Origin of the sequence: Limimaricola pyoseonensis, assembly GCF_900102015.1 — a bacterium.
Classification (GTDB): domain Bacteria; phylum Pseudomonadota; class Alphaproteobacteria; order Rhodobacterales; family Rhodobacteraceae; genus Limimaricola; species Limimaricola pyoseonensis.
The window spans coordinates 169,169-189,513 of sequence record NZ_FNAT01000005.1 but is presented as its reverse complement, the minus strand read 5'-3'; the positions used below and the strand labels follow the sequence as shown (position 1 = coordinate 189,513).

The window sequence follows — 20,345 nt, the reverse complement described above, 5'->3', positions numbered from 1 at the left end:
CGAGATCCGAAGGAATTTACGAGGAAGAACGCTATGATGAGGATACTCGCCATCGTCGCGGCGGCCGTGCTCGCGGTGATCGCGGTGACCATGCTGGTCGGGCAGGACGAAGGGACGGAATCGCTGGCCGAGGGCAGCGAGGTCGACCAGCTGGCCGAGCCCCCGACCGCGGACATCGTCGACGAGGAAGGCGGGGCCGACGCCGAGCCGGTCGAGGAGCTGGGCGAGGAGCCGGTCCCGGCCGCAGACCAGACCACCACCGAGGCGATGACCGACGAGGTCGAGGAGGAAACCGTCCCCGCGGCCGAGGGCACCGAGCCCGAGGTGGTGCAGAGCGATGTCGGCCTCGCCGAGGAGGTCGAGACCGAGGCCGAGGCGAAGCTCGGCACCGAGCTGGCGGGCAGCGCCGAGGGTCTGGAGCGGCTCGATGCGCTGCTCACGCCAGAGGGCTTCGACTACGACGCCGTGCAGGAGGCCATCTCGAACTCGGATCTGGAGCAGAGCCGCAAGGACCAGCTCGCCAACGCGCTGGAGAAGGCCAACCCCTACCGGCCGCTGCGCGACGCGCTGCTCGAGGACATCCGCGCCGATCTCGGGCTGGACTGAGCCCTGCCCGTGCCGGCCCCGCCCGTGCCGACCACGGCCGGGCCGGCACATGAAAACGCCGCGCGGAGGATGCCGCGCGGCGTGAATTGCGACCGGCCCGAAGGCAAGGTCAGCCGACGAAGGCCTTCTCGATCACGAACTCGGCCGGGTCGGAGTTCGCGCCCTCGCGCAGGCCCGCCTTCTCCAGCAGCGCCTTGATGTCGAGGTTGAAGGCGAGGCTGCCGCAGACCATGGCGCGGTCGGTTTCGGGGTCGAGCGCCGGCACGCCGAGATCCGCGAACAGCTCGCCATTCTCGATCAGGTGGGTGATCCGGCCCATCTTCGGGCTCTCTTCGCGGGTGGTGGTCGGGTAGTAGACCAGCTTGTCGAGGTTCTCCTCGCCGATCAGCTCGCGCAGCATCTCGTCGGTCTTGACGCTCTCGACCAGCTCGCGGCCATAGGTCAGCTCGGCCACGTCGCGGCAGGTGTGGGTGACGATCACCTGCTCGAACTTCTCGAAGGTCTCGGGGTCGCGCAAGAGCGAGGCGAAGGGCGCGAAGCCCGTGCCGGTCGAGAACAGCCACAGCCGCTTGCCGGGGATCAGCGCGTCATGCACCAGCGTGCCGACGGGCTTGGGGCGCAGGATCAGGTGGTCGCCGGGCTGGATGTGCTGCAGCTTCGAGGTGAGCGGGCCGTCCTGCACCTTGATCGAGTAGAACTCCAGCTCCTCGTCCCAGTTGGGCGAGGCGATCGAATAGGCCCGGAGCAGCGGCTTGCCGTTGTCACCCATCAGGCCGATCATCACGAACTCGCCCGAGCGGAAGCGCAGGCTCTGCGGCCGGGTCACGCGGAACGAGAACAGGCTGTCGGTGTAGTGGCGCACGCTCGTCACCACCTGGGCGTCGGGCGAACGGGCCACATGGGTGGCGGCGGTCTGGGTCACGGGGCTTTGCTCGGTCATTCGTGTCTCTCGCTCGGCTCAATAGGGGAAAGCGGACGGCGGGGAAAGGCGGCGCTCAGCCGCGCAGCCGTGCCTGGTAATGATGGGCCTGCCAGTCGGCGCGGGCGAGCCACTGCGCCTCGGGCTGGCGGGCGGCCAGATCGTCGGAGATCTCGACCTCGTCGAAGCCCGAACGCCGGGCCATGGCGTATTGATCCGCGATCACGTGGCCCGCCGCGCGCAGCCGGCCGGTGAAGCCGAGCTGGCGCAGGTCGCGCGCATGGGTGAAGCCGCGCCCGTCCGAGAAGGCCGGGAATAGCACCCGGATCGCGGCGATCTCGCCCAGCCGGCCGACCAGCTCGCGCGGGTCGTCGGCCGGGGCGATCTCGACCGCGGTGTCGGCCTCGCCCAGCTCGGCCAGCGGCACGAAGCCGCCGGTGAAGTCGTCGGGGGCAAAGCCCTTGTCGGTCACGATCACGGTCATGTCGTCCTCATCGGGGCCCGTGCCCCTGCCTGTCTTTCTGTCTGTGGCGTCCGCCGGTCCGGCTCAGGCCTCGGCGGGCTTGCCGCGCACCATCCGGCCGTTCACGAAGTGGATGCCGCACTCTTCCTTGTCGCTGTCGCGCCAGCGCCCGGCGCGCGGATCCTCGCCCGGCGCGACCTTGCTGGTGCAGGGCTGGCAGCCGATCGAGGGGTAGCCTTTCGCCACCAGCGGGTGCCGGGGCAGGCGGTTCTCGGCGATATAGTCCTGCAGGTCGGTGCTGGTCCAGTGCGCGAGCGGGTTGATCTTGATGCGCAGGTCGTCCTCGTTCTCGAAGAACTCCAGCGCCGCGCGGGTCTTGCCCTGGTAGCGCTTGCGCCCGGTGATCCAGCTGTCGAAGCCCGAGAGCGCCCGCTGCAGCGGTTCGGTCTTGCGGATGGCGCAGCACAGGTCGGTGTCGGACTTGTGCAGGATCCCCTCGGGGTCGTGCTCGGCCAGCGCCTCGGGCCGGGCGCGGATGGTGCGCACCTCCTTGAGGTTCAGCCGCTCGGCCAGCTCCATCTGGTATTCGAGCGTCTCGGTGAACAGCATCTCGGTGTCGATGAACAGCACCGGCGTGGTCCGGTCGATCACCGAGACGAGGTGCAGCAGCACCACCGATTCCGCCCCGAAGGAGCTGACCAGGGCGATCCGGCCGAGCGCGTGCTCGGCCAGCGCCTTCTCCAGCACCGCGGTCGCGCCGTGATGGCGGTAGCGGGCGTTCAGCTCGGCGACGGTCTCGTCGATCCGGTGCGGGGTCTCATGCAGCATCGGCCCTCTCCCGCTTCGCCTCCTGCTCGGGGTAGAGCACCGCCTTGAACGGCGCGGGCCCGAGCCGGCGATAGGCCTGCAGGAAGGTCTCCTCGGGGCCCGCGCGCAGGTCGAGATAGCCCAGCACCAGCCGCTCGATCGCCGGCACGATCTCGTCGGCCGAGAAGCCGGGGCCGGCGCGCTCGCCGATGCTCGCGGTCTCGTCGCCCGAGCCGCCCAGCGTCACCTGGTAGTTCTCGACCCCGGCGCGGTCGAGGCCGAGGATGCCGATATGGCCGACATGGTGGTGGCCGCAGGCGTTGATGCAGCCCGAGATCTTGATCTTGAGCGGGCCGACATCGTGCTCGAGCTTCAGCTCCTCGAAGCGCAGCGCGATCTGCTGCGCGACCGGGATCGAGCGGGCCGTGGCCAGCGCGCAGTAATCCATGCCGGGGCAGGCGATGATGTCCGAGACCAGCCCGATATTGGCGGTGGCGAGGCCGTGCTCGCGCAGCTTCGCGTGCAGCTTCGGCAGGTCCGACTTGTGGACATGCGGGAGGATCACGTTCTGCTCGTGGCTGATGCGCAGCTCGTCATGGCCGAAGTCCCGGGCGAGATCGGCCAGCACGCGCATCTGCTCGGCGGTGGCGTCGCCCGGGGTCTGGCCCGGCTTCTTGATCGAGACCGAGACGATGGCATAGCCCTCGGCCCGGTGGGCTGCGAGGTTGGTGTCGGCCCAGCTGCGGAAGACCGGGTCGGCTCGGTAGGCCGCGTCATAGGCGTCGGTCGGCGCGTTGCGCCAGGCCGGCGGCGCGAACTGCGCGCGGATTTCCTCGAAGAGCTTTACGTCGACGCCGGTGAAGGCGGCCTTGGTGCGCTCGAACTGGGCGAGGACGGCGTCGCGGAAGGTGTCGAGGCCGTTCTCGAACACGGTGATCTTGATCCGCGCCTTGTACTTGTTGTCGCGCCGGCCCATCAGGTTGTAGGCCGCGACGATCGCCTCGCAGTAGGGCAGCAGGTCTTCCTGCGCCACGAACTCCTCGATCACCTTGCCGATCATCGGGGTGCGGCCGAGGCCGCCGCCGACCAGCAGCTTGTAGCCGATCTCGCCGTGCGCGTTCTCGACGATCTGGATGCCGATGTCATGCGCCTGGATCACCGCACGGTCATGCGCGGCGCCGGTCACGGCGATCTTGAACTTGCGCGGCAGGAATTGGAACTCCGGGTGGTCGGTCGACCACTGGCGCAGCAGTTCGGCCACCGGGCGCGGGTCGGCCACCTCGTCGGCGGCGGCGCCGGCGAAGTGGTCGGCGGTCACGTTGCGGATCGTGTTGCCGGAGGTCTGGATCGCGTGCATGCCGACATCGGCCAGCGCCTGAAGCATGTCCGGCACGTCCTTCAGCGCCGGCCAGTTGTACTGGATGTTCTGGCGCGTGGTGAAATGGCCGTAGCCGCGGTCCCACTTCTCGGCCAGCAGCGCCAGCGTGCGCATCTGGTCGGAGCTGAGCGTGCCGTAGGGGATCGCCACGCGCAGCATGTAGGCGTGCAGCTGCAGGTAGAGGCCGTTCATCAGCCGCAGCGGCTTGAACTCGTCCTCGGTGAGCGAGCCGTCGATGCGGCGCTCGACCTGGGCGCGGAACTGGTCGACGCGCTCTTGCACGAAGGCGCGGTCGAAGTCGTTGTAGTGATACATGCTCAGAGCTCCACCTGCTTGCCGTGGGTGTAGTTCGACGGGCCGCGCGTGCGGAAGGTCTCGCGGAAATGCGTGGGCTCGGGGCCCTCGGCTCCGGGCCGGGCGTCGGCGAGATAGGGGCCGACCACCACGTCCGGCTGGCTCTGCGCGAGCAGCAGCCGCAGCTCGGCATGGGCCTCCTCGTCCAGAAGCTCGGCCTCGCGCATGTCCGGCGTCCAGCGACCGTCTTCGGTGAGCCACACGGCATCGCCTTCGAGCAGGCGGTTCGCGGTGACGACCTTGGGCGTGAACTGGCGGGGCATGGCACTGACTCCGTCTTTGGGCTTGAAGGCTGATATAGGACATTCGTCTTGCTTCTGGCCATGGGGGCGGGCAGATAAGGAATGTATGTTCCTGAAGGCGCCCTTTCTGGAACGGACGTCCCAATCTGCGACGGAGGTGCGAATGTCGTTCCAGCCCGACGAGACCGACCGGAAGATCCTGATCGAGCTGCAGCGCGACGCGGGCCGTTCGCTCGACGAGATCGCCAAGGCGGTGGGCTCCTCGAAGACCCCGGTCTGGAACCGGATCCGCAAGATGCGCGAGCGCGGCATCATCGGCGCGCAGACCGTGCTGCTCGATGCCGAGGCGCTGGGCTTCGACGCGACCTTCTTCGTGCTGATCCGCACCTCGGAGCACGACGCCGAATGGCAGGCGCGCTTCCTCAGGGCGCTGCGCGACCGGCCCGAGGTGCAGGAGGCGCACCGTCTGGCGGGCGACATCGACTACATCCTGAAGGTCCGGGTGCGCAACGCGCGGGCCTATGACGTGTTCTATCAGGCGCTGATCGCCGAGGTGAAGGTGCAGAGCGTCACCGCGCTTCTGTCGATGGAGGAGATCAAGTCGACGGTGGCGCTGCCGCTCTAGCCTGCCGCCACGTCGAGCCGTTCCAGCCCGTGGAAATGGTAGAGGTCGGCGTAGCGCGGCCGCGCGGTCAGGCGCAGCTTCGGGCAGCGCTCGAACAGAATCTTCAGCGCGATCTCCATCTCCAGCCGCGCCAGCGGCGCGCCGACGCAGAAATGGATGCCCGCCCCGAAGGCCAGATGCGCGGGCCCGGAGCGGCCGGGCAGGAAGCGGTCGGGCTCGGCATAGGCGGCCGGGTCGCGGTTCGCCGCGCCGAGCAGGCAGGCGATGCGGTCGCCGCGCCGGAAGCTCTGGCCGAGGATCTCGAGATCCTCGTAGACCCAGCGGGTGAATATGTGCAGCGGCGGGTCGAAGCGCATGATCTCCTCGATCACCGGCGCGTCGATCTCGCGGATGTCGCGCCCCAGCAGCGCCTTCACCCCGTTGCCCATGGTGTGCACCGTGGCCTCGTGCCCGGCGTTCAGGAGCAGGATGCAGGTCGAGATCATCTCCTCGGTCGAGAGCTTCTCGCCCTTTTCCTCGACCGCGATCAGCTCGGAGATCAGGTCGTCGCCCGGCACGCGCCGCTTCTCGGCGATGTAGACGCCGAGGAAGTCGCGGAAGGCCTGCGTCGCCATCTCGGCTGCGTCCTCCATCGTGCGGGTGCGCCGCGCCTGGTACATGCCGACCATCGCGTTCGACCAGGCCAGCAGGTCGTCGGCGCGGCTTTCGGGCAGGCCCATCAGCCGCGCGATCACGATCACCGGCACCGGGCGGGCATAGGCCTCGAGCAGGTCGAAGGACGCATCGCGCGGGAACGCGTCGACCAGCCGGTGGCACAGCGCCTCGATCTTCGGCGCCAGCGCCGCGACCCGGCGCGAGGTGAAGGCACGCAGCACCAGACCGCGCAGGCGCGTGTGGCTCGGCGGTTCCAGCTCCAGCATCGAGTTCGCCTCTGTGGCGTAGAAGGCGGCGAGGTGGTCGGGGATGTCCCTGATCCCATCGACCGGGGCCTCGCGGCCCATCCGCCGGTCGCGCAGCACCAGCGAGGCCGCCTCGAAGCCCGGCGCGCAGGCCATGCCGTAGTCGCTCCAATGGAAGAACGGCCCCAGCGCCCGGGCCCGGTCGTAGAACGGATAGGGGTTCTGGACGAATTTCGGCTCGGTCGGGTCTTGGGACAATGTTTCCATGCAAGAACCGTGGCCTGCGGCACCGGGCTTGGCAAGCATCAAGCCGCCGGGGCGCGCCGCTGCGGTGTGGAGGATCGCTGCGGTGACCCCCGGCCCATGAGCCTGCGAGCGATGCGCCGGACGCTTGCTGCGCGGGGTCCGTTATGGCGGACGCGAGCAGGGCCAAGCGTTACCGCGCGCGCGGGGCAGGGGGCCGGTTTCACCGGGCGTCGGCCGATCCCCGCCGATGCTTCACGTCTGCGGGAACGGCGATGCCTGACGCGCGTTGCCAGTCTGCTGTCCGCACTAGGTGCGGATTTGAGGACCCAGCAACCGGCCGGGATCGCGGATCGCCACCGGGGCCGGGTCATCGGGGCCTGCTGCCTGACACCGGCGTCGTCAGGCGAAGGCAGTTGCCGCGGGGCTGCTCCCGACCGTGCTCGGGGGATCGTGGATATGGCCGGCGCTCATGCGCCGGCCATCATGCATTTGCCCGGGGCGGGTCTCAGAGGCTGGATTCGAGCGCCGAGACGATGGGCGAGAAATCGGTCGATTTCAGGCTCGCCCCGCCGACCAGCGCGCCGTCCACATCGGCGGTGGCGAAGATCGCCTCGGCGTTGTCGGCCTTGACCGAGCCGCCATAGAGCAGGCGGATGCCGTCGGCTTCCTCGCCGAAGCGCTCGCGCAGCTTGTCGCGGATCGCGCCGTGCACCTCGGCGATCTGCTCGGTCGAGGGCACCTTGCCGGTGCCGATCGCCCAGATCGGCTCGTAGGCCACGACGGTGTTCTGCGCCGTCGCGCCGTCGGGCAGCGAAGCCGCGAGCTGCCCGGCCACCACGTCGAGCGTCGTGCCGCCCTCGCGCTGCTCGAGGCTTTCGCCGACGCAGACGATGGCGGTGAGCTTGGCGCGGTGCGCCGCCTCGACCTTGGCGTGGACGATGGCGTCGGTCTCGCCGTGATCGGCGCGGCGCTCGGAATGGCCCAGGATCACATGCGTGGCCCCGGCCTCGGCCAGCATCTCGGCCGCCACGTCACCGGTATGCGCGCCGCTCTGCTCGGCGTGGCAGTCCTGGCCGCCGACCCGGATCGGCTGGCCGCCCAGGGTGAAGGCCACGCGCGAGACCAGCGTCGCGGGCGGGCAGACCACGATCTCGACCCGGGGCGCGGCCCAGGCGATCCCCAGCGCGTCGATCTCCTTGAGATCGGCGCCGGTGCCGTTCATCTTCCAGTTCCCCGCGACCAACTTGCGACGCATCTGCTGTCCTTTCCTGTGAGAAGAGTTGCGCCTGTGTAGCGCACCGCCACGGAAGTCTAAACCGCCCAGCCCGCGGGCGGGCGATCCCCTACGCAGGATCGGCGGAAATCCCGGCCCGGCACGCCGTCGCGGCGCACCGGCCCCCGGCGGGGCGGTGCCGCATCGGCCGGGCGCCGGGCCTCAGCCCTCGCCGCGCTCGGCGGCCAGCTCCTCGACATCCTTGAACTTGATCGACTCGCCGCAGCCGCAGGCGTCGGCGACGTTCGGGTTGCGGAACTTGAAGCCCGATTCCAGCAGCGAGGTCTCGTAGTCGATCTCGGTGCCGAACAGGAACATCTGCGCCATCGGCGCGATCAACACCCGCGCGCCGTCCTGCTCGACCGTCTCGTCGTTCGGGTCGGCGTCGTCGACGTAATCCATGGTGTATTCCATGCCCGCGCATCCGCCCTTCTTGACGCCGATGCGCAGCCCCGCATGACCGCCCTTCTGCATCAGACGCGAGATCTGCTGCGCGGCGGCGGGGGTGATCGAGACGGCCTGCTTGCCGGGAATCGAGAACATGGGGGCCTCCTGGATTGGCACCTTGCAACATAAGCCCCCGGGCGCGCCGTCTCAAGCCGGGGTCAGGCGGCCTCGGCCGGGTTGGCCCGCGGAAACATCGGCCGGCCGTCGCGCGCCATGGCGCGGGCGCGGTCCAGAAGCGCCTCGCGCACCTCGCAAGACAGCATCCAGGCGGTGTCGGCCTTGGCGCAGGCGAGGCAGAACCAGACCTCCTGGCCGAACACGTCCTGGTCGGCCACCATCACGAAATGCTGGTCGCGGTCCTGCACCTCCTTGGGGTCCTGTTCGTCGATGATCTCGAAGAAGGCCTCGCGCAGCGGCTGCACCTCGGTGTCATGCGCGAGCTTCACCTTGATCGTGCGGATCATCGAGGGGTCGTTCATGGTCCAGTTCTCGAAATGCTCGGCCACGAACTCCGAGACCGGCACCACCAGCCGCACCCCGGTCCAGTCGAGCAGCTGCACATAGGTGAAGTTGATCCGCTCGACCGTGCAGATGTGGCCGCGGAACTCCAGCTTGTCGCCGATCTTGGCCGAGCGGTTCATCGCGATCTGCAGGCTGGCGAGGATGTTGCCGAGGATGTGGCGCGCGGCGAAACCGATCAACAGCGTCAGCGCACCGGCCGAGGCGAGGATCGACAGGCCGAGCCCGCCGAAGAACTGCGCCTCCGACAGCACGATCGCGCCGCCGATCAGCACGATCGCCACGATCAGCACCCGCCGCCAGGCGGCGATGCGGGTGGCGAGGTTGCGGCGCGCCTCCATGCGCGGGTCAGACAGGGTGTCGTCCTCGAAGGGCACGATGCGGTTGAGCACGGCGTCGACGCCGTTCATCACGAAGATCAGCGCCGCGGCGGTGAAGCCCAGCGCGATCATCGGCCCCAGCACCGAGTTGATCCGGCCCGAGAAGATGAACAGCGAGTTGCTCAGCACCAGCAGGATCGCCGAGCAGGTCGCGAGGATGATCGGCATCCGCGTGGCGCGCAGCACGTCCGTGGCGAGGCGCGAGCGGACCCGTCGGGCGAGCATGGCCTGCGCCCGCCCGGCCGCCCAGCCGGCGCCCCCCACAAGCGCCAGCATCGCAGGCAGCGCGACCAGCTCCCAGCGCCTGAGATCCCAGAAGGTCTCGACCCGCCAGAGGTCGGGCAGCTCCTCCTCGAACCAGGTCGGGCCGTAGAGTGCGTGTAGTCGCGGGATGTTGGCCACGGTCTGGCGCGAGAACACCCAGACCGCGTCGCCGTCCGCGGGCTTCAGCCGGTTCAGGCGGATCGCCACCGGCCGCTTCCCGGTCTCGACCACGTCGATCAGGATCGAGCGCTGCACCTGTCCCGCGACCGGGCTTTCGGCATTGGCATTGGCGTCGAGCGCGTCCGGCCGCTCCAGCAGTTCGGTCCAGTTGATCACCGCCTTGCGCTGCAGCACGTCGACGAGGTCGGCGGCGAGCCGCGCGCCGCGCTCGGGCTGCTCCTCGGGCGGGACGTCGCGCAGGTCGAGCAGATGCGCGGCCAGGCCGGGCTGGCCCGCCGCCACGAGGTCGAGCAGCGCCTCCATCGCCGATTGCGGCGTGTCGCGGTCCAGGCTCTGCGGCGGCTCGGGCAGCCCCTCGTTCAGCGTGTCGACTTCGAAGAAGCGGGTCTCCTGCGCCTGCGCCGTCAGGGCGAGACACGCCCACAGGAATAGGGCGGCGCAGAGGCGGATCGGCGCGGCAGGGGTCACGAGGCGTCTCCCGGTCTTTGACCGGTCCAACCGGGTGGCGGCCGGGGGGGTTCCGGCCGCGCGGGGCGCTGTGCGGGCGCGCACGAAAAAGGGGCGCGTGATGCGCCCCCGTTCCAAGGTCGTCTCAGGCGGCGCGTCGCCTCACATGAAGCCGAGCTCGAGCCGCGCCTCGTCGGACATCATCTCCATGCCCCATTGCGGCTCCCAGACGAGGTCGACATCGACCTGCTTGACGCCCGGCACGGCGCCGACGGCGTCGGCGACCCAGCCCGGCATCTCGCCCGCCACCGGGCAGCCCGGCGCGGTCAGCGACATCTTGATGTCGACCGCGTTCTCGGCGTCGATGGCGACCGTGTAGACCAGCCCGAGGTCGTAGATGTTGACCGGGATCTCGGGGTCGTAGACCGAGCGGCAGGCTTCCACGACCTGCTCGTAGAGCGGGTGGTCGGTCGAGGAGGGCGCGATCAGCGGGGTGCCTTCGAGTTGCGTGTCGGGCATGGGCGGTCCTTGGCTTGAATGCGCGGTCCGGCGAGCGGCGCCGATACCTGAGCGATCATATAGGAAAACGCGCGCTCGGGGTAAAGGGCGGGGCGGCGCGCGGCGCCGTGTTCCCCGCCGGGCCGGACGACATGCCGCGCCGCTCAGGCCGCCGCGAAACGCGCCCGCGTGCGGTTGGCGAAGGCCACGAGCGACAGCATCACCGGCACCTCGACCAGCACGCCGACCACGGTGGCGAGCGCGGCGCCCGAGTTCAGCCCGAACAGGCTGATCGCCACGGCGACGGCCAGCTCGAAGAAGTTCGAGGTGCCGATCAGCGCGCAGGGCGCGGCGATGCGGTGCGGCACCTTCAGGGCGAAGGCCGCGGCATAGGCGATGGCGAAGATGCCGTAGCTCTGCAGCAGGATCGGCACCGCGATCAGCGCGATGACCAGCGGCCGGTCGAGGATCACCTCGCCCTGCAGGCCGAACAGGATCGCGACCGTGGCGATCAGCCCCAGCGCCGAGACCGGCTTCACCTTGGCCTGCACCTCGGCGATGCGCTCGGCGCGACCCAGCATCCGCCGGGTCAGCAGACCGGCGGCGAGCGGCAGGGCGACGTAGAGCAGCGTCGCCAGCACCAGCGTCTCCCACGGCACGACGATCTCGGTCACGCCCAGAAGCAGCGCGACGATCGGCGCGAAGGCCACGACCATGATCAGGTCGTTCACCGAGACCTGAACCAGCGTGTAGGTCTCGTCGCCGCGGGTGAGCTGCGACCAGACGAAGACCATCGCGGTGCAGGGCGCGGCCCCGAGCAGGATCAGCCCGGCGATGTACTGCGCGGCGTCCTCGGGCGCGACGAAGGGGGCGAAGACATGCTCGAAGAACAGCACCGCCAGGAGCGCCATGGTGAAGGGCTTGATCAGCCAGTTCACCGCCAGCGTGATCATCAGCCCCTTCGGCTGGCGGGCGATGCCGCCCAGCGCCGCCGGATCGACCCCCAGCATCATCGGGTAGACCATCGCCCAGATCAGCACCGCCACGACGAGGTTGATCGAGGCGATTTCGGCCGCGGCGATGGCGGCGAAGAGCCCCGGCACCCAGGCGCCCAGCGCGATGCCGCCGATCATGGCGAGGCCCACCCAGAGGCTGAGCAGCCTTTCGAAGCCCGCCATGGCGGCGGGCGGTTGCGCGGTGGTGTCGGTCATTCGGTCTCCGGGGGGCAGCAGGCGACCCGCTCCATCAGCGGCTGGCAGATCTCGGGGCGGCCGCCGCAGCAATCCTCCATCAGGAAGGACAGCAGGTCGCGGGTGGTGTCGTAATCGGCGAAGTAGCGGATCGAGCGCCCCTCGCGGGCGTTGCGCACCAGCCCGGCGGCGTGCAGCACCGAGAGGTTGGCCGACATGGTGTTCTGACGGGCGTCGAGCGCCGCGGCGATCTCGCCGGCCGCCATGCCGTCGGGGCCGGCCTGCACCAGCAGCCGGAAGGCGGCGAGCCGGGTCGGCTGGGCCAGCGCCTGGAAGGCAGAAATCGCGTTTTTCTCATCCATGAATCCGGAAGTATCGATATATGGGGGCGCGGTCAATCGGCCGCGGCGTCGCGGGGCGCCTGCCATGCCGCCGCGATTGCGCGGGCGCGTCCGAGCCGCTATCGCGGCGCCATGAGCTTTTCCTTCGCCCTGAACGCCACCGACGGCGCCGCCCGCACCGGGGTCATCTCGACCCCGCGCGGCGAGATCCGCACCCCCGCCTTCATGCCCGTCGGCACCGCCGCCACGGTGAAGGCGATGATGCCCGAAAGCGTGCGCCAGACCGGCGCCGACATCCTTCTGGGCAACACCTACCACCTGATGCTGCGCCCCACGGCCGAGCGGATCGACCGTCTCGGCGGCCTGCACAAGTTCATGAACTGGGAGCGGCCGATCCTCACCGACTCGGGCGGCTTCCAGGTGATGAGCCTCGCGAGCCTTCGCAAGCTCACCGAGCGCGGCGTCACCTTCAAGAGCCATATCGACGGCTCCAAGCACGAGATCACGCCCGAGCGCTCGATGGAGATCCAGCGACTTCTGGGCTCGGACATCGTCATGGCCTTCGACGAATGCCCGGCGCTGCCCGCCGACCGCGCGCGCATCGCCGAGTCGATGCGGCTGTCGATGCGCTGGGCGCGGCGGAGCCGCGACGCCTTCGGCGACCGGCCGGGCCATGCGCTGTTCGGTATCCAGCAGGGCGGGCTCGAGCGAGACCTGCGCGAGGAAAGCGCCGAGGCGCTGAAGGAGATCGGCTTCGAGGGCTACGCCGTGGGCGGCCTCGCGGTGGGCGAGGGGCAGCAGGCGATGTTCGGCGTGCTCGACTACGCGCCCGCGCAGCTGCCCGTCGACAAGCCGCGCTACCTGATGGGCGTCGGCAAGCCCGACGACATCGTCGGCGCGGTCAAGCGCGGCATCGACATGATGGACTGCGTGCTGCCCTCGCGCTCGGGCCGCACCGGACAGGCCTGGACCCGGCGCGGACAGGTCAACCTGCGCAACGCGCGCCACGCCGACGACCCGCGCCCGCTCGACGAGGACTGCAGCTGCCCGGCCTGCCGCAACTACAGCCGCGCCTACCTGCACCACGTGACCCGCAGCCAGGAGATGATCGCCGGCATGCTGCTCACCTGGCACAACCTGCACTACTACCAGGAGCTGATGGCGGGGATGCGCGAGGCGATCGCGGCGGGGCGCTTCGCCGCGTGGGAGGCGGAGTTCCACGCCCGGCGCGAAGAGGGCGACATCGAGCGGCTCTGAGACCCGGCAGTGCGGGCGCGGGCCCGCAACCCTGCGCCGAACAGGCGGCGGGTTCCCCCTGCATCGGTGCGGCGGCGCACATGCGACCGCACGGCGCGGCCGTCTTGTGGTGACGGGGCGCGGGCCTAGCTGCCTCGCGTCCCCGACACCCAAGCCTGACATTCAGGAAGGACCGCAGAATGACCGACAAGCTGTTCACCCAGGGCCGCCTCGGCGAGGTGGATCTGAAGAACCGCGTCGTGATGGCCCCGATGACGCGCAACCGCGCCCAGGACGGCACCGACGCGCCCTACGACATCCATGTCGAGTATTACCGCCAGCGCGCCGGCGCGGGCCTCATCATCACCGAGGCCACGCAGATCACCCCGGAGGGCAAGGGCTACATCAAGACCCCCGGCATCCATAGCGACGAACAGGTCGAGGGCTGGAGGAAGGTGGTCGAGGCCGTGCAGGAAGAGGGCGGCAGGATCGCGCTGCAGCTCTGGCATGTCGGCCGGATCAGCCACGTCTCGCTGCAGCCCGATGGCCAGCAGCCGGTCGCGCCCTCGGCGATCCGGGCCGAGGCGCAGACCTTCACCGAGAACGGCTTCGAGGCGACCTCCGAGCCGCGCGCGCTCGGGCTCGAAGAGATGCCGCGCATGGTCGAGGACTGGCGCCGCGCCGCCGAGAACGCCAAGCGCGCCGGCTTCGACATGGTCGAGATCCACGCCGCGAACGGCTACCTGCTCGACCAGTTCCTGCGCGACGGCGCCAACAAGCGCGACGACGCCTATGGCGGCTCGCCCGAGAACCGTTCGCGGCTGGTGCTCGAGATCGTCGACGCGGTGGCCGAAGTGATGGGCGCGGGCCGCACCGGCATCCGCCTGTCGCCGCTGGTCGAGGTCGCCGACCTCAAGGACAGCGACCCGCTCGCGACCTACGGCCACCTGATCCCCGAGCTGAGCCGCCGCGGCCTCGCCTACCTGCACATGGTCGAGCCGGGCACGCGGGGCGATCTCTCGACCGAGGGCGGGCAGACCACCAAGCTGTTGCGCGAGCTGTTCGAGGGCGCCTACATCGCCAATGCCGGCTACGACCGCGAGAGCGGCATCCGTGTGGTCGAGCAGGGGCAGGCCGATTTCGTGGCCTATGGCCGGCCCTATATCGGCAACCCGGACCTCGAACGTCGCCTTGAGCTGAACGAGCAGATCGCCGAGAGCGACCAGTCGAGCTGGTATGGCGGCGGGCTCGAGGGCTACATCGACTACCCGACATTATGGGAACAGAAGGCCGCCTGACGGTCTTGAGACATCGGGCGGGGATGCGTCCCCGCCCGGACACGCCGCCGCGACCGGCACGTCCGTCGCGCTTGAACTGTCAGGCCGCTTCACCCAAGTAAGATGCCGGACAGGAGACGGCCCGGATGCTGCCGCGCAGCGGGGCATGGCCGTCTTGCCAAGAACAAGGAATGACGAGCATGCAAGAGCCCCTCAGCCCCTCCTACCCGGTGCTGCCTCTGCGCGATATCGTGGTCTTCCCGCACATGATCGTGCCGCTTTTCGTGGGGCGCGAGAAATCCGTGCGCGCGCTCGAGGAGGTGATGGCGGAGGACAAGCAGATCCTGCTGTCCAGCCAGGTCGACCCCGCCGTCGACGAGCCCACCGCCGAAGGCATCTACAAGGCCGGCGTGCTGGCCAACGTGCTGCAACTCCTGAAACTGCCGGACGGCACCGTGAAGGTGCTGGTCGAGGGCAAGGCGCGCGTCCGCATCACCGAATTCGTCGAGAACGAGAACTTCTTCGAGGCCAAGGCCGAGTATCTCGACGAGCAGCCGGGCGACCGCGACATCGTGGCGGCGCTGGTCAACAGCGTCGGGCAGGAGTTCGAGCGCTATTCGAAGGTGCGCAAGAACATCCCCGAGGAGGCGCTCGCCGCGGTCACCGAGACCACCGAGTCCGCCAAGCTGGCCGACCTCGTCGCCGGCCATCTCGGCATCGACGTCAAGCAGAAGCAGGACCTCCTTGAGACGCTCGACATCGGCGAGCGGCTGGAGAAGGTCTATGGCCTGATGCAGGGCGAGATGTCGGTCCTGCAGGTCGAGAAGAAGATCAAGACCCGCGTCAAGTCGCAGATGGAGAAGACCCAGCGCGAGTATTACCTGAATGAGCAGATGAAGGCCATTCAGAAGGAACTCGGCGACGGCGAGGAGGGCGGCAACGAGGTCGCCGAACTCGAGAAGCGGGTCGAGGAGACCAAGCTTTCGAAGGAGGCGCGCGAGAAGGCCGAGGCCGAGATCAAGAAGCTCAAGAACATGAGCCCGATGTCGGCCGAGGCCACGGTGGTGCGCAACTACCTCGACTGGCTGCTCTCGATCCCGTGGAATGCGCCTTCCAAGACCAAGAAGGACCTGAATCACGCCCAGAAGGTGCTCGACGGCGACCATTTCGGCCTCGAGAAGGTCAAGGAACGGATCGTCGAGTATCTCGCGGTGCAGCAGCGCTCGAAGACGCTGAAGGGGCCGATCATGTGCCTCGTCGGCCCGCCGGGCGTCGGCAAGACCTCTCTAGGCAAGTCGGTCGCCAAGTCGACCGGGCGCGAGTTCATCCGCATCTCGCTCGGCGGCGTGCGTGACGAGTCCGAGATCCGCGGTCACCGCCGGACCTATATTGGCTCGATGCCGGGCAAGATCATCCAGGCGCTGAAGAAGGCCAAGACCTCGAACCCGCTGATCCTCTTGGACGAGATCGACAAGATGGGCCAGGACTTCCGCGGCGACCCGGCGAGCGCGATGCTCGAGGTGCTCGACCCCGAGCAGAACGGCACCTTCGTCGACCACTATCTCGAGGTGGAATACGACCTGTCGAAGGTGATGTTCCTGACCACGGCGAACTCCTACAACATGCCGGGGCCGCTTCTGGACCGGATGGAGATCATCTCGCTGGCCGGCTACACCGAGCAGGAGAAGCGCGAGATCGCCCGCCAGCACCTGCTGCCCAAGGTCTTGAAGAACCACGGGCTGAAGGAGAAGGAGTTCGCGATCGACGACGGGGCCCTGACCGAGATGATCCGCACCTACACCCGCGAGGCGGGCGTGCGGAACCTCGAGCGCGAGCTGTCGAAGCTGGCGCGCAAGGCGGTCACCAAGATCGTCCGCAAGGAGGTCGACGCGGTCGAGATCACCTCGGACAACCTCGACGACTATCTCGGCGTCAAGCAGTTCCGCTACGGGCTGGCCGAGAAGGAGGACCAGGTCGGCGTGGTCACGGGTCTGGCCTGGACCAGCGTCGGCGGCGACCTTCTGTCGATCGAGGCGCTGCGCCTGCCGGGCAAGGGCCGGATGAAGACCACCGGCAAGCTGGGCGACGTGATGAAGGAATCGATCGATGCGGCGTCGAGCTACGTCCGCTCGATCGCGCCCTCGATCGGCGTCAAGCCGCCGCGCTTCGACCGGATGGACATCCACGTCCACGTCCCCGACGGGGCGACCCCGAAGGACGGGCCCTCGGCCGGTCTCGCCATGGTGACCTCGATCGTGTCGGTGCTGACCGGCATCCCGATCCGCAAGGACATCGCCATGACCGGCGAGGTGAGCCTGCGCGGCAACGCCATGCCGATCGGCGGCCTGAAGGAGAAGCTCCTGGCCGCGCTTCGGGGCGGCATCAAGACGGTGCTGATCCCGGAGGAGAACGAGAAAGATCTCGCCGAGATCCCCGACGTGGTGAAGCAGGGGCTGGAGATCATCCCGGTCGCGCATGTGTCGGACGTGCTCAAGCACGCGCTGGTGCGCCAGCCCGAGCCGATCGAATGGGATGAGGAGGCCGAGGAGGCCGCCGCCGCGGCGCGGGCGCTCGAGGCCCGCGAGGGCGGGGCCGGGACGTCGGCCCATCACTGAGACGGAAGGAGGCGCCCCGCGGGGCGCCTCTTTTTTTCCGGCGCGGGCAAGATTGCCGCGAGGGAGGTCTTGCGCCCCGCCGCGGGCCCCGCTAAATGACGCGCCAACGGGTGATTAGCTCAGTGGTAGAGCGCTTCGTTCACATCGAAGATGTCAGGAGTTCGAATCTCTTATCACCCACCATGATACGGAAGGCGCGCCCCTCGGGCGCGCCTTTTGCGTTTCAGGCCCCCCGTTCAGTCCACCGCTTCGGGCAGCCGCGCCAGCACCGCCCGCATCAGCCGGGCCGAGTTCTCGGCCGCGACCGACATGAAGGCCACCATCTCGTTCTCGTCGCCGCCGCCGCCCGCGAGGTCCGACAGCGAGCGGAAGGCGATGAAGGGCACGCCGTTGGCATGCGCCACCTGCGCCATCGCCGCGCTTTCCATGTCGAGCACGCGCGCCTCGAAGGCCGAGAAGACGTGCTCGCGGAAGGCGGCGTTGTCCATGAAGACCGGGCCGGTGACGCCGTTGCCGCCCAGGATCACCCGCGCGGGCGCGTCGCCGCAGCGCTCCAGCTCGACCTCGCGGGCCGCGTCGCGCGCGATCTCCATCAGCCCCGGGTCGGTGTCGAACCAGAACCGGCTTTCCGGCGCGCTGGCGCCCGCCGGCAGCACGCCCACCGGGCAGGCATGCATCATGCCGTAATTCGCCACCGGTGCGCTCATCCAGCCCGGCAGCACGTAGCCGGCCGCGGTCTCGCGCGCGAAGGCGCCCTCGAGGAACTGGCCCCAGCGTTCCGGCACCACCACGTCGCCGATCCCGAGCGAGGGGTCGACGCCGCCGGCGATGCCGGAGAACAGGATCGCGCTGACGCCGAAATGGTCGAGCGCGGCCTGCGTGGTCATCGCGGCGTTGACGGTCGAGATGCCCGACAGGAACAGCACGATCTCGCGCCCGTCGAGCCGGCCTGTGATGTAGCGCGCCGGGCCGATGCGATGCGTCTCGCCATCCTCGAGCGCGGCCTCGAGCAGCGCGATCTCCGGCGGGAAGGCCGAGATGACGGCGATTCGCGGCGTGGCGTCGGGCGGGCCGGAGGCGGCGGGCAGGGGGCGCCCGCCGGGCGCGAGCGAGCTGGGGAAGTGGGTCATGCAGGTCTCCGCGGCTGGTGCGACGGCCCCAGCTACGGCGCGGACGGCCCCGGCGTCCAGTGCCGCCGGGGCCGCGCGCTCAGAACAGCCGCCCGCCCGGCCCGACCACGGGGCGGTGGCTGTCGGGCTCGGCCTCCAGCCCCATGTCGCGGGCGAGGTGCCGGTTGAGCCGGATGTCGCGCAGCCGCACGAGATCCGCGCCGTGGCGCAATGACTGCACCTCGTCCGCCACCGCGTCGTCGAGCGGTGTCCGGGCGCGGCCGCGCGGCGCGAGGAGGAGGGCGATCCGGCGCAGCGCGCCGAGCGGCCGTGCGGGGCGGGGGAAGGTGGCGGTCATGATGGCTCCTCAAGGCTTGCGATTCTCGCTCAAGGCCCACAAGCTGCGGCCTCAAGTAAGGTTGAGGTCAAGCGCCATGCCGGGGAAAACCGTGCCGAACGATCTGAGCGTCGGGCAGATGGCCGAGCGCGCCGGCGTGCCGGTCTCGACGCTGCATTTCTACGAGGCGGAGGGGCTGATCCGCAGCTGGCGCACCGACGCCAATCACCGCCGCTACGACCGGCGCGAACTCAGGCGCGTGGCGATCATCAAGGTGGCGCAGTCGGTCGGCGTGCCGCTGTCGGAGATCCGCGAGGTGCTCGACCGGCTGCCGCGCGAGCGCGCGGTGTCGGCCCGCGACTGGGCCGAGGCCGCCGCGCCCTGGCGCGCCATGCTCGAAGAGCGGATCGCGCTGCTGACGCGGCTGCGCGACCAGATGGGGCACTGCATCGGCTGCGGCTGCCTCTCGCTCGACAGCTGCCCGCTCTACAACGCGCAGGACCGTCTCGGCGGAACGGGCCCCGGCCCGCGCCGCTGGACCGGCAGCCGGGAGGAGCGGGCATGAGCTACCCCGAGATCTACGTGCTGCGCCATGGCGAGACCGAGTGGAACGCCGCGCGACGGATGCAGGGCGGCCTCGATTCGCCGCTGACGCCGCTGGGGCGCGCGCAGGCCCGCGCCATGGGCCGCGCGCTCGCGGCGCGGGGAATCACCGCCGTCACGCACCGGGTGCTGACCTCGCCGCAGGGCCGGGCGCGGGCCACGGCCGAGCTGGCGCTGGGCCCGGATCACGCGCCCGAGCCCAGGCTGCGCGAGATCGCGATGGGCGACTGGTCGGGCCGCGACCGGGCCGAGATCGACCGCCGCTGGCCCGGCCCGCCGGGCGAGCATTTCCTCGACTTCTACGCCCGCGCGCCGGGCGGCGAGGGATTCGCCGCGCTCTGGGCGCGCTGCGCGCTGCTCTTGGCCTCGCTCGACGGCCCGGCGGTGCTGGTGACGCATGGCATGACCTCGCGCGTGCTGCGCACCATCGCCACCGGCGGCGGTCGCGCGGACCTCGCGGCGCTGCCGGGCGGGCAGGGGGTGGTGTTCCGGGTGGCGCAGGGGCGGCACGAGCTGATCCCCGCGCCTCTTGCGGGGGGCGCCGAGGCGGGCTAGACCCGCCGCCGCGGGTGGTTAGCTCAGTTGGTAGAGCGCTTCGTTTACACCGAAGATGTCGGGGGTTCGAGCCCCTCACCACCCACCATCCCCCCACGCCCGATCCGAACGACCGGCCCCTTCGGCGCCGCGCCTTTGCGCGGGCCCGGCCGCCTGCCACGGGCCGTATGCGCGATTGCCGCGCGGTCATCCCGACAATCGTCCCGCTCCGCGTTTTTTGCGTCGATCTTCGCTTGACGCCCCCCGCCACTGTGCCTAGAACCCGCCTCACGTTCGGCGCTGCCGGACGACGAGATGCGCGGTTGTAGCTCAGTTGGTTAGAGTACCGGCCTGTCACGCCGGGGGTCGCGGGTTCGAGCCCCGTCAACCGCGCCATTCTCGTCTTCCGAAACGTACGACCGTGTGCGGTTGTAGCTCAGTTGGTTAGAGTACCGGCCTGTCACGCCGGGGGTCGCGGGTTCGAGCCCCGTCAACCGCGCCACCAACGCCATCACGGCCCCGTCGCTCATCCGAGCGCGGGGCCGTTTGCGTTTCA

21 protein-coding genes and 4 tRNA genes are annotated in these 20,345 nt (G+C 69.6%); 11 read left to right on the top strand and 14 right to left on the bottom strand.

All coding sequences use genetic code 11. The annotated features are described in order from the left end of the window. The first annotated feature begins 33 nt into the window (after positions 1–33). The gene (locus BLT43_RS12710; RefSeq protein ID WP_090113399.1) at positions 34–606 is read left to right on the top strand and encodes a hypothetical protein; all 573 of its coding nucleotides are present in this window, start codon (positions 34–36) and stop codon (positions 604–606) included. A 109-nt stretch (positions 607–715) separates the two neighbouring features. Here the strand turns inward: BLT43_RS12710 and BLT43_RS12705 are convergent, their stop codons facing one another. The 5 genes from BLT43_RS12705 to BLT43_RS12685 all read right to left on the bottom strand — a co-directional run bounded on the left by BLT43_RS12705 (position 716) and on the right by BLT43_RS12685 (position 4,790). Beyond that, positions 716–1,546: a ferredoxin--NADP reductase gene (locus BLT43_RS12705; protein ID WP_090113398.1), complete on the bottom strand. Its 831-nt coding sequence runs from the start codon at positions 1,544–1,546 to the stop codon at positions 716–718. Positions 1,547–1,601: 55 nt separating this feature from the next. After that, positions 1,602–2,009, bottom strand: a complete 408-nt coding sequence (locus BLT43_RS12700; protein ID WP_090113397.1) for a DUF934 domain-containing protein — start codon at positions 2,007–2,009, stop codon at positions 1,602–1,604. A gap of 63 nt (positions 2,010–2,072) precedes the next feature. Continuing rightward, positions 2,073–2,816, bottom strand: a complete 744-nt coding sequence (locus tag BLT43_RS12695; protein WP_090113396.1) for a phosphoadenylyl-sulfate reductase — start codon at positions 2,814–2,816, stop codon at positions 2,073–2,075. Further along, a complete protein-coding gene (locus BLT43_RS12690; RefSeq protein ID WP_090113395.1) occupies positions 2,806–4,488 on the bottom strand; it encodes a nitrite/sulfite reductase in 1,683 nt (560 codons plus the stop codon). The genes BLT43_RS12695 and BLT43_RS12690 overlap by 11 nt, the downstream gene beginning before the upstream one ends. Positions 4,489–4,490: 2 nt before the next feature. Continuing rightward, positions 4,491–4,790: a DUF2849 domain-containing protein gene (locus tag BLT43_RS12685; protein ID WP_090113394.1), complete on the bottom strand. Its 300-nt coding sequence runs from the start codon at positions 4,788–4,790 to the stop codon at positions 4,491–4,493. Between the two features lie 142 nt (positions 4,791–4,932). Here BLT43_RS12685 and BLT43_RS12680 point away from each other — a divergent pair, with 142 nt between their 5' ends. Further along, a complete protein-coding gene (locus BLT43_RS12680) occupies positions 4,933–5,394 on the top strand; it encodes an Lrp/AsnC family transcriptional regulator (RefSeq protein ID WP_090113393.1) in 462 nt (153 codons plus the stop codon). Here the strand turns inward: BLT43_RS12680 and BLT43_RS12675 are convergent. The 7 genes from BLT43_RS12675 to BLT43_RS12645 all read right to left on the bottom strand — a co-directional run bounded on the left by BLT43_RS12675 (position 5,391) and on the right by BLT43_RS12645 (position 12,099). After that, complete coding sequence (locus tag BLT43_RS12675) at positions 5,391–6,560, bottom strand: cytochrome P450 (RefSeq protein ID WP_090113392.1); 1,170 nt, start codon at positions 6,558–6,560, stop codon at positions 5,391–5,393. The two genes, BLT43_RS12680 and BLT43_RS12675, sit on opposite strands and share 4 nt — an antisense overlap. Before the next feature lie 484 nt (positions 6,561–7,044). Then, positions 7,045–7,794 carry a triose-phosphate isomerase gene (gene tpiA, locus BLT43_RS12670; RefSeq protein WP_090113391.1) on the bottom strand — a complete coding sequence of 250 codons (750 nt, stop codon included), beginning with the start codon at positions 7,792–7,794 and terminating at the stop codon, positions 7,045–7,047. A 180-nt stretch (positions 7,795–7,974) separates the two neighbouring features. Beyond that, positions 7,975–8,355 carry a HesB/IscA family protein gene (locus BLT43_RS12665; RefSeq protein WP_090113390.1) on the bottom strand — a complete coding sequence of 127 codons (381 nt, stop codon included), beginning with the start codon at positions 8,353–8,355 and terminating at the stop codon, positions 7,975–7,977. 62 nt (positions 8,356–8,417) lie between these two features. Continuing rightward, positions 8,418–10,070, bottom strand: coding sequence for a mechanosensitive ion channel family protein (locus BLT43_RS12660; protein WP_090113388.1), 1,653 nt, complete (start codon positions 10,068–10,070; stop codon positions 8,418–8,420). A 141-nt stretch (positions 10,071–10,211) separates the two neighbouring features. After that, positions 10,212–10,568: an SUF system Fe-S cluster assembly protein gene (locus BLT43_RS12655; RefSeq protein ID WP_090113386.1), complete on the bottom strand. Its 357-nt coding sequence runs from the start codon at positions 10,566–10,568 to the stop codon at positions 10,212–10,214. A gap of 143 nt (positions 10,569–10,711) precedes the next feature. Next, a complete protein-coding gene (gene arsB / locus BLT43_RS12650; protein ID WP_090113384.1) occupies positions 10,712–11,758 on the bottom strand; it encodes an ACR3 family arsenite efflux transporter in 1,047 nt (348 codons plus the stop codon). Further along, the gene (locus BLT43_RS12645) at positions 11,755–12,099 is read right to left on the bottom strand and encodes an ArsR/SmtB family transcription factor (RefSeq protein WP_090113382.1); all 345 of its coding nucleotides are present in this window, start codon (positions 12,097–12,099) and stop codon (positions 11,755–11,757) included. The genes arsB and BLT43_RS12645 overlap by 4 nt, the downstream gene beginning before the upstream one ends. Positions 12,100–12,210: 111 nt before the next feature. Here BLT43_RS12645 and tgt point away from each other — a divergent pair, with 111 nt between their 5' ends. From tgt to BLT43_RS12625, 4 genes are all read left to right on the top strand, one after another. Continuing rightward, complete coding sequence (tgt, locus tag BLT43_RS12640) at positions 12,211–13,335, top strand: tRNA guanosine(34) transglycosylase Tgt (protein WP_090113380.1); 1,125 nt, start codon at positions 12,211–12,213, stop codon at positions 13,333–13,335. 179 nt (positions 13,336–13,514) lie between these two features. Beyond that, positions 13,515–14,612 carry an alkene reductase gene (locus tag BLT43_RS12635; RefSeq protein WP_090113378.1) on the top strand — a complete coding sequence of 366 codons (1,098 nt, stop codon included), beginning with the start codon at positions 13,515–13,517 and terminating at the stop codon, positions 14,610–14,612. 179 nt (positions 14,613–14,791) lie between these two features. Beyond that, the gene (lon, locus tag BLT43_RS12630) at positions 14,792–17,206 is read left to right on the top strand and encodes an endopeptidase La (protein ID WP_090113376.1); all 2,415 of its coding nucleotides are present in this window, start codon (positions 14,792–14,794) and stop codon (positions 17,204–17,206) included. Positions 17,207–17,314: 108 nt separating this feature from the next. Then, a tRNA-Val gene (locus BLT43_RS12625) sits at positions 17,315–17,389 on the top strand. A gap of 53 nt (positions 17,390–17,442) precedes the next feature. On the opposite strand, the gene BLT43_RS12620 is transcribed toward BLT43_RS12625, so the two are convergent. Together BLT43_RS12620 and BLT43_RS12615 are read right to left on the bottom strand one after the other, a co-directional pair. Next, a complete protein-coding gene (locus tag BLT43_RS12620; protein ID WP_090113374.1) occupies positions 17,443–18,336 on the bottom strand; it encodes a 5'-methylthioadenosine/S-adenosylhomocysteine nucleosidase in 894 nt (297 codons plus the stop codon). 79 nt (positions 18,337–18,415) lie between these two features. Beyond that, entirely contained in the window at positions 18,416–18,673 is a 258-nt protein-coding gene (locus tag BLT43_RS12615) for a hypothetical protein (RefSeq protein WP_090113372.1), read from the bottom strand. Positions 18,674–18,749: 76 nt separating this feature from the next. On the opposite strand from BLT43_RS12615, the gene soxR reads away from it, so the two are divergent. The 5 genes from soxR (at position 18,750) to BLT43_RS12590 (ending at position 20,291) form a co-directional block, all read left to right on the top strand. Beyond that, the gene (soxR, locus tag BLT43_RS12610; RefSeq protein WP_242652294.1) at positions 18,750–19,217 is read left to right on the top strand and encodes a redox-sensitive transcriptional activator SoxR; all 468 of its coding nucleotides are present in this window, start codon (positions 18,750–18,752) and stop codon (positions 19,215–19,217) included. Next, positions 19,214–19,810 (top strand): histidine phosphatase family protein, encoded by a 597-nt coding sequence (locus tag BLT43_RS12605; protein ID WP_090113370.1) that lies wholly within the window; start codon positions 19,214–19,216, stop codon positions 19,808–19,810. The genes soxR and BLT43_RS12605 overlap by 4 nt, the downstream gene beginning before the upstream one ends. A gap of 12 nt (positions 19,811–19,822) precedes the next feature. Beyond that, positions 19,823–19,898, top strand: a tRNA-Val gene (locus tag BLT43_RS12600). Between the two features lie 210 nt (positions 19,899–20,108). Further along, positions 20,109–20,185 (top strand) — tRNA-Asp (locus tag BLT43_RS12595). 29 nt (positions 20,186–20,214) lie between these two features. After that, positions 20,215–20,291, top strand: a tRNA-Asp gene (locus tag BLT43_RS12590). Positions 20,292–20,345: the final 54 nt, after the last annotated feature.